Origin of the sequence: Myroides phaeus (assembly GCF_900099675.1) — a bacterium.
Lineage (GTDB): Bacteria > Bacteroidota > Bacteroidia > Flavobacteriales > Flavobacteriaceae > Flavobacterium > Flavobacterium phaeum.
The window spans coordinates 1-16,858 of sequence record NZ_FNDQ01000027.1 but is presented as its reverse complement, the minus strand read 5'-3'; the positions used below and the strand labels follow the sequence as shown (position 1 = coordinate 16,858).

Genomic DNA, 16,858 nt, shown 5'->3' with positions numbered 1-16,858 from the left:
AATTTTCAAAAATAGGAGTGTTTTTGTTTTATAGACTGTTTATGAAAATAGGATTTCTTGTTCAATTTGTTAATGGTTGAACTATTACTTTTTTTCTAAGATAGCTTTGAGTTAAAACGACAGTTTAATAATTCTATCTATTTTATGTTTATCTATATGTGGAGATAACTCTCTGTATAGTTCGCTTTTAAGCAAAGCAACTATAGCAAAAAAATCATTAGTTAGTACAGAATAATATTGTGTCAATGCTTCTTTAGACTTAGAGTCTAATGCCTTTATTTTGTTACTTTCTTCAATTAAATTCCCTACTAAGCCAAGAACTTTATCAAAAGTTTCCGCTGATGTGTGCATTTGTAAAAAACCAAATTCAAATAGTAAGTCCTGTAAATTGTGTACTTCTTTTGCTAATGTTTTTTCTGGGCTAAGGTGAACAGTCAAGTTGTCTTTTTGTAAAATAGTGTTTAGTTGCGTTAAGAATTGAAAGAAAATTTCTTGTTTTTTCTCAAAAACCATTAGGTGTCTTTCGCGTCTTTCTTCACTTTTTGTTTGGCCTTGTAATAGTAAGACGGTTATAATTGCTGTTATTACAACTCCTAATAATGTTCCGAAAAACTGAGCTGGTAACGTATGAAGTTCAAAGATTTCAAATGTAACCGCAGTTATTAAAAAAATAATCGTGCAGGCAATAATTCCTAAACGAGCCCAATCTACTTTTTTCATAAAGTTCATATCACTAAACGTATTAATGTTTAGTTCAAATTACGGCTAATTAATTTGGATAAAAAATTATTGTATGAAGTTATTTTAACAATATTTGTAGTTGTTTTTTTAAGCTATTAAGAATGTAGGCGGAGGAAGTAAATACTGATATTTTTTAATTATTACATTAGTAATAGACAATATAAACGAGTAAATAGCAAACTTTATTGTTTGTGATTGCAGAATAATTTAAAGATAAAATTGAAGTGCTAAAGTTGTATTAAAATTTAAAGGATAAATTATTTTTATAATGGAAAATCAGTATGTTTACTATAGTAATATGAAATAAGTTACAGATATGAAAACACGATTAATGTTTGATTTCGCAAGAACTGTTCTTGAAAATGTCAGCTTTGATCCTAAGCTGTTTTACAAAGAACTTCAAAAAGCTATAAACCATTTATTGCCTTATGATTTAGATCAATTAGAGCAATGGGTAAGCGGATATGTTCAGGAAAAGCCTGAATTACACGACTCTTTAAGTTTAATTAATTCGTAATATTGGAAAGCACCTCATCTGAGGTGCTTTTTTTATGTAAAAGGATTAAATTGTATAATACTATTTCTTAAACTTCATTCTATGGCGTGGTAAGTTTATTTCAGTCGCTTTTGGATAAGGTGGGCGATTTGTTAAACTAACATCTTCTTTGATTTTATTTTGTGTTGTCTTGTTTTGATCATCGTTATAATGATAGCGTGGGTCAGCAATAAAAGGCAATTTAGCCATTTTCTGTATTTGTACATTTGGAAAGTGATATTCAACTTCAACCGTTCCTAATAGCAAATAACAACCTCCTCCTTGAAAAGGATAAGTTTCTAAACTATCAGGAAAGTGTACAGTGTCAAAATAATGACCATTAGCATCTACCCAAGTTCCAAAATACATTGTTCCTCTTGCTGTAGGAACGTGTTTACGCGCAATGAGATAAGCTAACATTCGCACTGTTTTTTTGTGGTTTTTTAGCAAATCACTTACCATCAAATCTCCTCTAAATTTTGTTTTTAGCAAGTCAAAAGGAGTACAGGAAACAGGAAAACCAAGTAGTTCTATTTCGTCAAAGGCATCTTCAAAAGCAGACCTTTCTAAAGTAGGAAAAGTGTATTCTTGTATTGGCTCTTGTAACAAAGTAGGTGAGGTATCTGGTTTGTAACGCACTAATAATAATCTCGCTTGAATTAATAACTCATTTTTTTGTTTTCCCATACATTGAAAAGCACCTATAAAAATTAGGCTTTGCAAGGTTTCTAATCCTATTGGTACTCGTTGAATAAAATCTGAAAGAGATAGATAATTCCCGTTTATAGTGCGTTCTTCTATTATTTCTTTAATTAAATCCGCATTCACACCTTGAATAAACATAAGACCTAAATAAAGATCATTGTTGTATAAAGTAGTTTCCCAATTGCTTTGGTTGATACAAGGAGTGTGTATCTTAGCTCCAGCCATTTTTGCTTCGTGTACATAAACCTCTGTTCTATAAAAGCCCCCTTGATTATTGATTACCGCAGTAATGAACTCTAAAGGATAATATACTTTTAAATACAAACTTTGGTAACTTTCAATAGCATAAGAGGCAGAGTGTGCCTTACAAAAAGAATACCCTGCAAAGGACTCAATCTGTCTATAAATTTCCTCACTTAAGCCACGTGCGTGTCCTTTTGCATCACAATGTTCAAAAAAACGCTGTTTGATTGCCAATAAAGCATCTTTAGAACGGCTTTTTCCACTCATTGCTCTACGCAGTATATCACCATCAGCAGGGTGTAAGCCTCCATAGTGTAGTGCTATTTTAATAACGTCTTCTTGGTAAACCATAATACCATAAGTCTCTCCTAATTGTTCTTGAAATACTTGGTGGAAGTACTCAAATTGTCCGGGGTTGTTATGGCGAAAGATATATTCCTGCATCATCCCACTTTGGGCTACACCAGGACGTATAATAGAAGAGGCAGCTACTAATATTTTGTAGTTGTTACATTTTAGGCGTCTTAATAAACCTCTCATAGCAGGACTTTCAATATAAAAGCATCCAACTGTATTGCCTATTTGTAAATATTCATTTGTTTGTGTTTCATCTTTCGATAGAGCAATATTTCGAATATCTACTGTAATGTTTTTATTCTTTTTAATGAGTTGAACTGCTTCTTCAATATGGCCAATGCCTCGTTGACTAAGAATATCAAATTTATCAAAGCCAATATCTTCAGCAATGTGCATATCAAATTGTGCCACAGGAAACCCTTTGGGAGGATAATCTAAGGCAGTATAGTTTGTCATAGGCTCTTCTGAAATCAAGACACCACACGGATGCATAGTGCGCTGATTAGGAAAACCTTCTAACATTTGTCCGTATTGATGAATGAGTTGAATAATACTATTAGGGTCGTGTTGCTCCATCGAATTACGGGTTAGACTATCCAATTCTTCTTTGGGTAATCCGTAAACTTTACCTATTTCTCGTAGAATAGAACGGTATTTAAAAGTTGACATAGCACCACAAAAAGCCACGTGTCCTTTGCCGTATTTTGTGAAAATGTATTTGAGGATTGTATCTCTATCTTTCCACGACCAATCAATGTCAAAGTCGGGAGGTGTCTTTCTATTCTCATTTAAAAAACGCTCAAAGTACAGGTCCAGTTCTAATGGGCATACATTGGTAATTCCAAGGCAGTAGCCTACAATGCTATTGGCTCCACTACCACGACCAATGTGCATAAATCCCATAGCATTGCTGTACTGTATAATATCCCAAGTGATTAAGAAGTAACCAGAAAAAGCCAAATCATTAATTACCTTTAGTTCTTTTTCTACCCGCGCCATTGCTTGTGGGTGATTTTGTCCATAAATACGCTCCATTCCTTGATATGCCAAACGAGTCAGTAAGTCCATATCTGTTTGTTGATTATCGGTATAGAAACGTTTATTTCTCGGCTTTCTAAACTCAAAAGAGAATTGACATTGTTCTATCAGTTGTTGTGTATTGGCAATTATCTCAGGGTAGTCTTTAAATAAATCAAGTAATACCTGCTCGTTAATCATCATCTCATCAGGGTGTGAACAATCGCGTTGATCAAGTTTAGAAACAAGTGTATTTCTATCAATTGCACGCAGTATTTGATGGAGTCCATACTCTTGATTGTTTTGATGGGTAACAGGATGTAAGACTACCATTTTAGACAACAATTCTCTCCACTTTGGTTGATAAAGTAAATTGAGTTGAGAGGCTTTTATTCCGATGTATTCATTTTCTTTGAGTTGTGTAAACGCTGCTGATAGCGGATATATAACAATAGTATTTTCAAAGTCAGGAGCAATAACAGAAAGGGGAGTAGCAAGTTCGTTATGCGTGGTTAATAATTCACTCATTTCAGCCATTCCGCTTTGATTTTTAGCTATACCAATATAGCATAACTCATTGTCTTGTCTAAACTCAACACCTACCAATGGCTTTATGTTTGCTTTAGTGCATAGCTGAATAAAGTCGTATATACCATTAAACGTATTGATATCTGTTAAGGTTAAACAAGAAACTTGGTGATGTTCACCTAAAGAAACTAATTGCTCTAACGGAATAGTACCATAGCGAAGGCTGTAATAGGAGTGACAATTTAGAAACATTGTTTAAGGGAATGTGTTTTTATATTAGGTAGTTGAATTGCTAATTATTGAATAGGTGAAATGGGCTATTTAAAACAGAAAGTCATTAATAAACTGCAAATAGTTACTTGTAAACTATTCGCTTTCTTTCTTTAAAAAAGCGCCATTACAACGGGTTACAGCATTTATACCATACCTTTTTTTCATTCTGTCCATTGCTTGGTATAATGCCATCAATTCTTGTGTATCTTCAAACAGGTTCATTTGATAGGTACCACGTACCAATCCGCTGAACTGAATACCAATTAAACGGATTCGCATTCTTCGTTGGTATAATTTCTCAAACAAGTCAATAATGTACTTATTAAGCGTGTGGTCTGCTGAGGTATAAGCAATTCTCATTTGTTTTGTTTCTGTATCAAAATTAGCATAGCGTATTTTAACTGTAACAATAGACGTTAGCCATTCTTCAGAGCGAAGTTGAAAAGCTAATTTCTCAACCATCCCTAACAGCAATGATTTGAGTAGGGGAATATCAATAGAATCTTGTTCAAAGGTGTGTTCTGTAGAGATAGACTTACGCTCTCTATAAGGTTCAACCATAGCGTAGTCAATCCCATTTGCCTTTTTCCACAAGTCTACACCATTTTTACCTAACATCTGTTGTAGTATCTGTATTGGCATTTCTGAAAGTGTTTTGATATTGCGTATACCAATACGTGAAAGGGTGTTATAAGTAACTTCTCCCAGCATAGGTATTTTGCGAATTGAAAGCGGATTGAGAAAAGGTTGTACTTCTATAGGTTGAATTTGAATTGCTCCCAATGGTTTAGCCTCACCTGTACCAATTTTAGAGACTGTTTTATTGACAGATAAAGCGTAACTAAGTGGTAAACCGGTTTCTTTTTTAATTGTGTTTGCTAATTCATTGGTCCATTGATAGGTGCCGAAAAACTTGTCCATTCCTGTTAGATCAAGGTAAAACTCGTCTATACTTGCTTTCTCTACCACAGGAGCTTTTTCGGTTATAATTTCTGTAACTGTATGTGAAAGTTTAGAGTACAACGACATATCTCCTTTGATAACTTTTGCTTGTGGACATAATCGCATCGCCATTCGAATAGGCATAGCAGAACGCACACCAAAGTAACGTGCTTCGTAAGAACAACTGGATACCACACCTCTGTCGCCACCGCCTATGATAATAGGAATATTGTTTAGGGAGGAGTTTAGTAAACGCTCACAAGAGACAAAGAAACTGTCTAAATCTAAATGTACAATTGCCCTTTCCATCTCAATTAGTTAAAAAATTATAAGACGAAATTACTATATATGTTAGCAAAGTTTATTATATTTGATGCTATAAATAATAGCAAATGTCTTTACTATCTGATAATATCCGTTATTTAAGAGCGCAGAAAGCAATGTCTCAGCAGAAAGTAGCTGATGAGTTGATGATTACTCGTGCGCGTTACTCAAAGTATGAAGAGGGTGCTTCAGAGCCGCCTTTGGAAGTATTATTGCGTATTTCTCGTTTTTTTCACGTGAGTGTAGACTTGATGATTTCAGTTGACTTGCGCAAAGTACCTATGCAAGATTTATTGAAGTTGGAAGACAACCGTATTTTGTTGCCAATTATGGTTGATCCAACGGGGAATAACTTTATTGAGATTATTCCGCATAAAGCAAGAGCTGGATACTTAACGGGGTATGCTGACCCAGAGTTTATTCAAAACTTAGAACAAATATCTCTACCATTTTTAAGAGAAGGAAAGTATCGTGCGTTTCCAATTGAAGGGGATTCAATGCCTCCACATCAGGAAGGTTCGTTTATTATTGGTAGTTATGTAGAGCGTTTACAAGATATACGAAATGGGCATACTTATATTATTATTACCGCAAATGAAGGGGTAGTGTATAAAAGAGTATATCGCATAGATGAAGAAACGCTGGAGTTGCATTCAGATAATACGTTTTATGAACCTTATCAAATTAAGGCGTATGATGTAATTGAAATCTGGGAATATGCTTGTAGTATAGCAACAGAGGAGTTTAAACCAGAAGATTTAGTAGAACCAGATACCAAAGCTATGTTTCAAGAGATAAGACATATGCTGGGTGAGGTGATGAAAAAAGTAAAATAAAAAAAGGGCTAATCCGATTAAGATTAGCCCTTCTGTATTATTTATTGATATCAATTAAGATTTTAACTTCTGAAGGATTATTTACTAAGGCTTCAAATCCATTAGTTACAATCTCGTCTAAAGTAATTTTGTTTGTTACCAGTTTTTCAACTTCCATACGACCTGAGTCAATTAAAGAGATAACTTGAGGGAAGATATTTCTGTATGCGATTACCCCTTTTACAGTAATTTCTCTTAATACTTGGTCTAAAGCATCGTGTTGTACTGGTTTACCAAATAAAGCTACTAATACAGCAGTACCACCATTTCTTGTAGAAGCAATACCCGTGTTATAAGACGCTTGTACTCCAGCACAGTCTAAGAATACGTTTACTCCTAAACCATCTGTTAATTCTTTGATTTTAGCAGGAAGGTCTTTGTCCATTGCGTTGAATACGTGAGTAGCTCCGATTTCTCTTGCTTTTTCTAAACGTTTTTCAGCAACGTCAGTTATGATTACGTTAGATGCACCTGCTGCTAAAGCTGCTTGTGCACATAATAATCCGATAGGTCCTGCACCTGATACAAGTACTGATTGACCTACTTTTAATCCACTTTGCAATACTGAATACACAGCTACTGCTGCAGGTTCTACTAAAGCTCCTTGTTCGAAAGACATTGTATCTGGAATTTTGTGAATCATATAGTCTTCTACAACTACATACTTAGCAAAACCACCGTTTCCTGCTAATCCGATAAATCCTAAGTGCTCTCCTAAGTTGTATTCTCCAGAAGTTACAAATGGGCTATCAAAGTTTTTATAAATAGGCTCGATTACTACACGATCTCCTTTTTTTACATTGTGTACACCTTCACCAAGTTCTTCTACAATCCCAGAGAATTCGTGTCCAAGTGTTGTAACACCTTGGTGTCCGTTTAATGGGTAAGGTTGGTCAACAGGGATAAGTTGAGGTCCGTGTACATATTCGTGTAAGTCAGAACCACATATTCCAGCATATTGAACAGCAATCTTTACTTGTCCTTTTTTAGGTGTTGGAACTTCAGTTTGTTCTACTCTAATATCTTTGGCTGCATACCAGCGTGCTGCTTTCATAGTGCTCATATATTCTTTCTTTTAATAAGTTTATTATCCTTTTATTATGTTACCCAAAGATAGGAAAACCTTGTATCACTTTATATGATAAATATCGTGTTTAGAAGCATTAGGTATAGTGATTAACTTAAATTAGAGAATTTAACACTCGCTTTTATATATTAAATAGCAATATGATATTCTCTTATTAGAATACTATATTTTATGGGTATTTAGGGAGCTATTTTTTTTAAAATGTAGTACTTTGCGCTTCATTTTAGTATAAAAACGGAGATAATGAATCAAGCAATCATGCTATGGGATGCAAATCCTGAACTATTCTCTATTGCGGGTGTACCAGTAAGGTATTACGGAGTTTTATTTGCAGTAGGGTTAATCCTTGGGTATAATATTGTAAAACGCTTATTTCAAAAGGAGCGTATTCCTATTCAATATTTAGATACTTTACTTATTTATATACTTGTTGGTACTGTAGTAGGTGCGCGATTAGGCCACTGTTTATTTTACGATTTTGCGTACTATTCACAGCATCCCTTAGAAGCAATTATTCCTTTTCAAAAAATAGGAGGTGCTTATCAGTATGTTGGTTTTATGGGCTTGGCAAGTCACGGTGGAGCGATAGGTGTTCTTTTGGCAATTTATTTGTATTGTCGAAAGTATAAAATCGGAATGTTTTGGTTGTTGGACCGCATTGCTATCGGGGTTCCTGTGGCAGGTGCTTTCATTCGATTTGGAAACTTTATGAATTCCGAAATTTACGGAAAACCAACGAATGGCAACTGGGGAGTTATATTTGCTAATGATGATATGATTCCAAGACACCCAACGCAATTATATGAAGCATTTGCTTATTTATTGACTTGTGTAATCTTGTACCTTGTTTATAAGAAAGTTAACTTAAAGACAAACGGCGTTATTTTTAGTTTGTTTCTTATTTTGATGTTTACAGCGCGTTTTGTGTTGGAGTTCTTTAAGGAAGATCAAGTTGCTTTTGAACAAGGAATGTTGTTTAATATGGGACAATGGTTAAGTGTTCCATTTATTGTATTTGGAGTATGGCTATTGGTGTTTCAAAAACAATTAGTTAAGATAACTGCTTATTCTCCTGTAAATTTAAAAGAGAAAGAGGCGTAAGCTTTATAAATTTAAAAGAGTTAGAAAGATGTTGTCAAATACAATTCACGCTTATTGGAGTTCTGTGATGATGGGCGGAAAAATAGTTTATATAGACGAATTATTCACATTGGTAATTAATGCGCGTTTAGATAATTCTTACCGAATTATGATGGTAAAAATGCCTAATCAACACACATTAGCCGTAGTGTCTCCTGAAGTTGCTGAAAAGTTAGATTTGCTTGCTATTGGCGAGTTTTCTCTGGCTATATTTCGTCAGTTAGTAACCGAAAGTGGATTAGTAAGTAATAGTCCTGTTGAGGTATTTTACTTTTCTGAAAATGAAAAGACAAGGTTAGCAAAACAAACTATTTTAGGTGAAATAAAGCGATTGACGATGGATGAGAATACTTGTGTAGCTAAATTTGAAGCAAAGCTTTCTAAAGACACATTAAATGCATCTGGCGTAAGATTTGATGCTGAGTTTGTATTTGGTGCTTTTGAGAAAGGTGAGTTAGTCTGTGTGGCAAGTGGAAGTAAGTGGAGTACGAGTCCGTTTACAGATGTCCGCGTAATTACATTGGACACACATCAGGAGTTGGGAATGGCAACTGCTGTTGTTCGAAAACTGAGTCAGTCTATCCTTTCTGAAGGAGGAGAACCGCAATTTCGCTGTCCTATAGCTAATGAGGCAGCTCTTGGTTTAACCGATGCGTTAGAATTAACAGTCTTTGGTCAATTAGAAATAGTTGCTCAATAAAATAGAAGATATAAAAGTAAAAGCCTCTACTAGTTTTAAGTAGAGGCTTTTTTTATGATGTATTATTCAGCAGAATAATCGTCTAACATATCAAGAGAAGGCACAAAGTATAACGTACCTGTTTTAGCTGTACTAAAATCTAATATTCTATCGTAGTTTCCTACTGGATCACCGATAAACATATTCTCTAACATTTTCTTTGTTGTACTAAACGTACTTGCATAAGAAATGAAATAAGTACCTGCTTCACCTTTAGAAGGGTTAGCAAACGGCATATTTGCTCTTACAATTTTTAGTTCGTTTCCATCTTCATCTTCAATAGCCGTTAATGACGAGTGAGAGTTAGAAGGTTTAACGTCTTCTTCCATTTCGATGTCAGTTGCTTTATATCTACCAATAACCTTTTCTTGCTCTTCAGTAGAAAGTTTGTTCCAGTTATTCATATTGTGAATATACTTTTGAACAAATAAATAACTGCCACCATTATAAGCAGGGTCGTTATCGCGAACAACACCAAAGTAATCTCTATCGTCATCGGTTGGGTTTTCAGTACCATCCACAAATCCGATAATAGATCTACCATCCCAATATCTAAATCCTTGTACCTCTTCTAAACAATCGGCAATTGGAATTAGTATATCTGCTAAAGCAGCTGCCATATCAAAGCAAATAGCCGGATTAATAGCGCTTAGGTGAAAGTGTAAGTCTCCTTCTGTAGAAACAGCTGTGTGTTTTTCTCCTTTGATTTCTTCAAAAGGTTTAAATTCTTTCGGAAGTGGAGTAGGAAGACCTAAGCTTAACCAAGCGTTGTAACCAACTCCCATAATGCAACTTGTTTTAGCATCTGGAATGCGGATTTTAAATGAATTGTTTAAGTTATTGACCAATCCACAAAGTTTTTCAAAAGCAGGTTTAATATCAGCATCTTGTTTAAACTTCCAAACTGAAAAGATGGTGTTCTTATTTGGATAATCAGTAACACTTTGCGGTTTATTCGTTTTGTTTTCCATTGAAATAAAATTGTTTTATTGGTTATACTTATTATAAACAAGATTTTGATGGTAAGCATAGAAGCTTTAGATAAGCAATATTCTTGTTTGTTGTAACTAAAGTATAAAAGTATTTATATTTTTTTGGCTTTACTATTTTTAGAGGGAATAATACGATAGTTCTTTTTACAATAGTTGATTTTTGATATGTAAAATTTGCAAAAAAAAGTAAATGTTAAGTAGATAATGTGTTTTAAAATACACAGTACGTGTATTAATTTCTATTAAATGCTTTAAATCAATTTAATAAATATAGGTTGATGAGGTTAAGTCTATTTATAATTGAATATTTGCTGTTATATCTATGGTTATTTCGCTATTACTAATGGTTTTTTTTACTTAAAGTTTAGAGTTATTTATCATTTATTGTGTTTTTTATAATAAAAAGTATTTTATTGTTAGTTATAAATGTTAATTATATATTTGTATGTAATAATTTTGCTTAAAAGATAAGTGTATTTAAATAAAAGAATTAATTATGAAGAAGATATTTATATTATTTTTTTACCTCATTAGTTTTGTAAGTTTTGCTCAAAATCCAGGGGGAATTCAGGGAGTAACTACTGAGCTTTGGTTAAAAGCAGATGAACTAGGTGTAAATGTTAAAGATGGAGAGGATATTAAGGACTGGAAAGATAAATCTAATAAGGGTAGACACTTTTCTGCTCCTTTAGAGTATAGGCCGCGTTTTATCGAATCATCTATGAATTATAATCCTGCAGTAGAGTTTTATTATCAAGAAAAAGATGAAGATGAAGGGATTGAAGGTGTCACAAAGTTAAATAACGAAAGAAGAAAGCTAGTAAGCAATAATTCTTTTATAGTTAATGGGAATACATCGTATTTTGTGATCTGGGTTTCACGTGTAGATAAAGAGAATAGTAATGCAAACGCTACTGTATTGAAGCTTGGCGGAAGTAAAGAAACTAATAATTTTGGGTGGTCTAAATCAGGTGCGTTATGGGATGAAATAGGAAGTACAAAAACAGTGCATAATTATTCTGAAAGTGATTATGGTATAGGAATGTCTATAATTCCAAATATAAAGGCAGGCGGTGTTCATAATCTATATTTTAATGGATTAAAAAGTGGAGCTCGAGAGGCTGCAAAAACATTGAATACAGCTGTAAATTTGGCTGTAATTGGAAATAGTGGGGGTGCTAGTGTGTCTACAAATGCTTTTTTTGGAGAAGTTTATGAGATTATCGTTTTATCTCGTCCCGCAGGAGCTAATGGAGTTTCGTTGACACCTCTTGAGATGAATAAGATTAATACTTATTTAGCTATAAAGTATGGAATATCTTTAGATAAATATGGAGGTCAGAGGTCTTATACGTTGTCTGATGGAACTGATGTTTATAATATTGATTCGAATGGTTATGTTGCTTATAATAAAGATGTTTTTGGAATAGCACGTGATAATGGAAGTGGATTACACCAAAAGCAATCAGTAAGTTCAGAAAAACCTTATATGACCGTTTATTTGGGTGATTTTGCTGATACAAATGCAGAGAATAATTCTGTATTAACAGATAAATATGCTTTGATGTTTGGAGGGAATGGATTAGAAGGAACGTCTTCTTATAAATATGATGTAGGAACAAAGTTTGCTAATTATACATTAACTAGTGTTATAGAAGGTGGGGTTGAAACGAAAGATAGAATTTCTACAATTTATAATTATAAATATAGAGCTAAAACTACAGGTAAAACAGCTTTTACCGTAAATTTAGCACCAAATCTTGGGGAGTGGCTATTGATTAGTAAAGATGAGAAATTTAGTCCTGCAACTACTCGTATTTATAAAATTAATGGCGGTAAAGTAGAAGGTGTTGAAATAATGGATGGTGATTATATTGGTTTCGCATTATATGCTAAAGCTCCAGGAGGAGTTTTTAGTGGGTTAAAAATGTGGTTAAATGCTTCTATTCCTAATACAGTAAGTGTTAATAGTGATGGAGAGATATTAAATTGGAGGGATTATGCGGGATTAGGGACAAGTTATAGACGTAGAGCTGCAAATAAAGCGTCTGCTAAATATGTAAAGTATGATGAAAAGACTAACTTCCATCCTACATTGAAATTTGAGAAAAAAGAAGATTATTTAATTACAGATAAGGCACCTTTTTCAGTAGCTGTACCTTCTAATGTAGCTTTTTATACAGTTGTAAATCATAGTTTTGCTACAACTAGATCATATTTTATTGGTTTTGGTGACCATATAATAAACACAAAGGCAAGACGTCCTGCTTTTGGTGTATATAGAGATAAGGCAGCGGGTAAAGGACGTATTGGATCTACGGGGTTAACTAATAGTAAACAAAGATTGTTTACTCCGATGTCGACAACTATTGCTGGTTATCATTGGAATGTTGGATCTACTATAACATTTGAGTTTGATGCTCATTCAGAAAGCGTTAAACATACATATAAAACTGTATTAATGAATGAGAAAGGGATGCTGGGGTTAGGAAGTTCTTCGAGCAATTATTTTTTAGATGGAGTAATGCCTGAAGTTATTGCTTATGAAGGAGTATTAACACAAGATGAAAGAAATAGAATTAATTCTTATTTAGGGTTAAAGTATGGTATTACCATTGACTTAAATAAAGAATCACCATTAGTGAATTTTGATTATCTTTTTTCAGATGGAAAATCAATTTGGAAAGGAAATGATAAGATTCATAACATGTATCACAATAACGTGACTTCTGTATTGAGAGATGATGATGCGAGTTTGTATAATCGTCAGTCTAAGTCTACAGAAGTAGGGAGTGCACTTCATATGGGAGTAGGAACTAAGTTAGGAATAGATCCGATATTAGGTGATATTAATAAAGATAAATCAGCAATTACTTGGGGACATAATAATCAGCCGATGTCAACATATTCATTTGCTGGGAATCAAGAGATTTGTGGTGCAATGGATTCTCGTTTAAATGGAAGAGTTTGGTTGGTTGACAATGTAAATTTTGATCAAGAAATAATGGTTAGTGCTTATGGTCCAGAATTTCCATTTAATGGAGCTAATTATCAAGTTTTTCTTTTAGTAGCAGATAGTGCTGAAAAGTTAACAGCTAATAAATGGGATCAAGTAGTACCTATGGCATTCGTTGATGGTAAACATATTGTTAATTATAAGTTTAGAGACAAGTTCACATATATTACTTTTGGAGCTAAAGTGGTAGGGACTTGTGATAATTGTGAATTCCCAGGTATTAAGTCTATTGATTTTACTAAAAGTAACTGGAAAAGAGGAGATAAGGCTAAAAGTTTTAATTTAGGTGATAATTTTAATGTTAATATTACAGTTGAGGATTTAGGTGGTGGCTTGAAAAAAAAATATCCAAGAGCTTCTTCAAAAAAGTCATTAAAAGAAAGAATAGCAAGCAATAAGATGGTAACTACTAAGATTGCTTTTACAAAAGATAATAAACAAAAAGCAGCTGCAGCAACGTCTTTTGAATTATTTGATGTTGACCGTACAGGGAGAGTGTTAGATGTGGTTCAGGTTATAGGGTATTGTAATGGCTCGCCAGTTTATCCAAAATTAAGTTACACATATAATAAAGCTGCAAAAAGCCGTTATACAATCGATAATGTAGGTACTGCTAAGGCTAAAAAAACTGGAGTGCCAGGAAATGGTAATTCAGGATATACTAATAAAAAAGGACGTGTATTTGTTGATTTTGAACATCCAGTAGAGGAAATACATGTTATATATAAAACAGAGGTAGGAAAGGGGGCTGCTTATATTGGAATTGGGCCAATGGAGTTTTATTGTGTTGCTCCTTTACCTCCTCCAAATGAAGATGGATTAATTTTAACAAAACAAGGTCCTGCTGAAGCAAAATTATGTGATATAATTGACTATACTTTCCGCTCTGTAAATACGAATTGTGCTTCTAAAGAAGTATTGTTTACTGATACTTTACCTGAAGGGATGGTGTGGGTTAATGATTCATTCTCTGCTGGAGGAATAGATATTGAAGATGAACAAATATATGGTTATGGTACAAGAACTTTAGTTGTTTCAGGATTAATGATTCCTGGAGGTGGAAGTACTTATACCTTCAGAGCAAGTGCTATTTTTGATGAAAATGCTAAACCTGGTATTTATAAAAACCGTGCTGCTTTGGATTATGATAGGAATGGAAAAAAAGTAGAGCTATTGAGTCAAGATCGTCTAACAGGTAATGATTTTACTGAAACGGATGTTAAAGATTCTCCGAGGCCTAAACAAATAATTACTTCTTTCACTTCAGATAAAAGTTGTTTTAGTTTATCTAAAGAAATAGAATTTACTATTGAAATTGATAATCCTAATGATGTAAAAATAGAAGAGATGTTTTTAGGAATTGACTATGATAATGTTTCGTTTAAGTTAGTGTCTGGAAGTTTACAAACGTCAAAAGGCTTGAACTTAGGGAGTAATCAAGGTGAAGAAGGAAGTTTAGAGTTTGAAGACTTTACATTGCCTAGTGGTAAGAGTTGGATAAAATATAAAGTTAAAGCATCCGATAATTTAGCCGATTATGATATAGATTCTACTACTAAAGATCCTGCTGATGTTAACTTTAGTTATGAATTAATTAGTGAATCTGAAGATGATTGTTTAGCTTCTTCTTTAGTAAATGCAAATGGAGAGATTGATTTGCCATTTTGTACTATTTGTTACTACAAACCCGTAACGGGATCAAGTGGTGATATTTTTGCTTCAGAAGGATTTATGGCCTTGACTACTTTAAAGAGAATGAATAATGCGTGGATGAGTCAAAGAGGAAATGCTTTTGTAGTATTAGAATCAAAAGATAAAGGATTGGTTATTACTCGATTGACTACAGATCAAATTATGAAATTAGAAGCAAAAGAAGGTATGTTGGTGTATGATACTACTGTAAATTGTGTGAAGCTGTACAATGGTAAAGCTTGGGGATGTGTAGAACAAGGATGTGTTGACGAATAAAATATTTTCTAAATTTTAAAATTGAAAAGCTATGAGAAATGAAATAAGTAAAAGGACCTTTTTTGTTTTTATTTGTTTACTGTTTAGTATACCTACAGTGTTTGGACAAACTGCTATAGGAAAAGATGAAGTAGAGGGAAAAGATGTGATTTTAGACTTTAAACCAGATGACAATAGAGGGATTATTTTGTCTTGGGTAACTAAAGGGGATGTAGTAACTTCTCCAGTTGGAGGGACTATGATTTTTGATTCAGCCGATAAGAAGGTTAAGTATTATAAAAGTGGTTCTTCTCCAGGTTGGTTTGATCTATCTATTAATTCTGGAAAAGTAGATTTAACTATTCAAAATGAAGAGACTGCTAATTATTCTCCAACTGTTATTGGAAAAGATGCTGCAACAGCAACTGGAGTATTAATTCTTGAAGCAGATAACAAGGCTATGGTTTTACCTAAAAGTGAAAGTCCACATTTGAATATTAAAAGTCCAGCAGCCGGTACAATTGCATATGATAAGGAATCAAAAATGTTATGTGTATTTAATGGAGAGGAATGGTCTTTTTGGAAAGTAGCAGAATAAGAAAGTTAATAAGCATTTTATAATGTATATAAAACAGCAGTGAGCAAAAGCTTACTGCTGTTTTTTTATTTTCAAAAAGTATACCACATAAAAAAAGGAACCACTAAATAGTGATTCCTTTTTGTCGGGGTGGCAGGATTCGAACCTGCGACCTCCTGGTCCCAAACCAGGCGCGATGACCGGGCTACGCTACACCCCGCTTTAGACTTATTTTGTCCTTGCGAGTGCAAAAATAAAACATAATTTTAATTAATCAGTATTATTTGCTTGTTTTTTTAATTAAAAATAAATTAATCGGTAACTTTTTGAATATTAGACGGAAAGGTTGTGCAATAAGTAAGGAAGTGAAAAATTTTATATACGTAGTCAGTGTTTTGGGAAACTTATAGGCTATATACAATTAGATGTAGCGTTGTACGAACTTGATGTTTTTTAATTTTTTCGGTTTATAATGACAAAAAAAGATAGTGGAGAATACTTTAAAATGTAAAGGGTTACTTATTTCTAAGTAGAAACTTTTACTGGGGCAAGCACAAAAGTTGGGGAGGAAGTTGTAAAATAATATATTTGCATCATGATGGATAGCAAAGAAATACTAAAACTAATCCTACCTGAGTACTTGGTAGAGCATTTCAATATTACAAAAGTTGAAGAATTAAATAGTCGTTTAGATATTTACTTCGAAGAAAAAAACGATTATGGTGATCAACTTCCAGATAAACAATTAGTTTCCAAAGGATTTTATCCTATGACTACCATCGAAGATTTTCCATTACGTGGGAAATCAGTAAAACTGCAT

The 16,858-nt window shown here is 33.5% G+C and carries 12 protein-coding genes and 1 tRNA gene; 7 read left to right on the top strand and 6 right to left on the bottom strand.

All coding sequences use genetic code 11. The annotated features are described in order from the left end of the window. Positions 1 to 111: 111 nt before the first annotated feature. Positions 112 to 729 (bottom strand): hypothetical protein, encoded by a 618-nt coding sequence (locus BLT46_RS11475; protein ID WP_245722983.1) that lies wholly within the window; start codon positions 727 to 729, stop codon positions 112 to 114. A gap of 328 nt (positions 730 to 1,057) precedes the next feature. Between BLT46_RS11475 and BLT46_RS11470 the strand changes: the two genes are divergently transcribed. Next, positions 1,058 to 1,258, top strand: coding sequence for a hypothetical protein (locus tag BLT46_RS11470; RefSeq protein ID WP_090410259.1), 201 nt, complete (start codon positions 1,058 to 1,060; stop codon positions 1,256 to 1,258). A 60-nt stretch (positions 1,259 to 1,318) separates the two neighbouring features. Here the strand turns inward: BLT46_RS11470 and BLT46_RS11465 are convergent, their stop codons facing one another. Then, entirely contained in the window at positions 1,319 to 4,378 is a 3,060-nt protein-coding gene (locus BLT46_RS11465; RefSeq protein ID WP_090410258.1) for a DNA polymerase III subunit alpha, read from the bottom strand. Between the two features lie 114 nt (positions 4,379 to 4,492). Then, positions 4,493 to 5,650: a DNA polymerase IV gene (gene dinB, locus BLT46_RS11460; protein WP_090410257.1), complete on the bottom strand. Its 1,158-nt coding sequence runs from the start codon at positions 5,648 to 5,650 to the stop codon at positions 4,493 to 4,495. Positions 5,651 to 5,733: 83 nt separating this feature from the next. On the opposite strand from dinB, the gene BLT46_RS11455 reads away from it, so the two are divergent. Beyond that, complete coding sequence (locus tag BLT46_RS11455) at positions 5,734 to 6,501, top strand: XRE family transcriptional regulator (RefSeq protein ID WP_090410256.1); 768 nt, start codon at positions 5,734 to 5,736, stop codon at positions 6,499 to 6,501. A gap of 37 nt (positions 6,502 to 6,538) precedes the next feature. Here BLT46_RS11455 and BLT46_RS11450 read toward each other — a convergent pair whose 3' ends face one another. Beyond that, complete coding sequence (locus BLT46_RS11450) at positions 6,539 to 7,603, bottom strand: 2,3-butanediol dehydrogenase (protein WP_090410255.1); 1,065 nt, start codon at positions 7,601 to 7,603, stop codon at positions 6,539 to 6,541. Positions 7,604 to 7,870: 267 nt separating this feature from the next. On the opposite strand from BLT46_RS11450, the gene lgt reads away from it, so the two are divergent. Together lgt and BLT46_RS11440 are read left to right on the top strand one after the other, a co-directional pair. Continuing rightward, positions 7,871 to 8,728, top strand: coding sequence for a prolipoprotein diacylglyceryl transferase (gene lgt, locus BLT46_RS11445; RefSeq protein ID WP_090410254.1), 858 nt, complete (start codon positions 7,871 to 7,873; stop codon positions 8,726 to 8,728). Positions 8,729 to 8,756: 28 nt separating this feature from the next. Further along, positions 8,757 to 9,467: a hypothetical protein gene (locus BLT46_RS11440; RefSeq protein ID WP_090410253.1), complete on the top strand. Its 711-nt coding sequence runs from the start codon at positions 8,757 to 8,759 to the stop codon at positions 9,465 to 9,467. A gap of 62 nt (positions 9,468 to 9,529) precedes the next feature. Here the strand turns inward: BLT46_RS11440 and BLT46_RS11435 are convergent, their stop codons facing one another. Continuing rightward, positions 9,530 to 10,477, bottom strand: a complete 948-nt coding sequence (locus tag BLT46_RS11435; RefSeq protein ID WP_090410252.1) for a Dyp-type peroxidase — start codon at positions 10,475 to 10,477, stop codon at positions 9,530 to 9,532. Between the two features lie 517 nt (positions 10,478 to 10,994). Between BLT46_RS11435 and BLT46_RS11430 the strand changes: the two genes are divergently transcribed. Together BLT46_RS11430 and BLT46_RS11425 are read left to right on the top strand one after the other, a co-directional pair. Then, on the top strand, positions 10,995 to 15,482 hold the full coding sequence (locus BLT46_RS11430; RefSeq protein WP_090410251.1) for a DUF8202 domain-containing protein: 4,488 nt from the start codon (positions 10,995 to 10,997) through the stop codon (positions 15,480 to 15,482). Positions 15,483 to 15,513: 31 nt separating this feature from the next. Continuing rightward, positions 15,514 to 16,059 (top strand): hypothetical protein, encoded by a 546-nt coding sequence (locus tag BLT46_RS11425; RefSeq protein ID WP_090410250.1) that lies wholly within the window; start codon positions 15,514 to 15,516, stop codon positions 16,057 to 16,059. 124 nt (positions 16,060 to 16,183) lie between these two features. Here the strand turns inward: BLT46_RS11425 and BLT46_RS11420 are convergent. Then, positions 16,184 to 16,258: transfer RNA gene (locus BLT46_RS11420), tRNA-Pro, on the bottom strand. A gap of 375 nt (positions 16,259 to 16,633) precedes the next feature. On the opposite strand from BLT46_RS11420, the gene BLT46_RS11415 reads away from it, so the two are divergent. Beyond that, positions 16,634 to 16,858, top strand: a 225-nt coding sequence (locus BLT46_RS11415) for an ISAon1 family transposase N-terminal region protein (RefSeq protein WP_449406510.1), incomplete at its 3' end; no start/stop codon positions are given.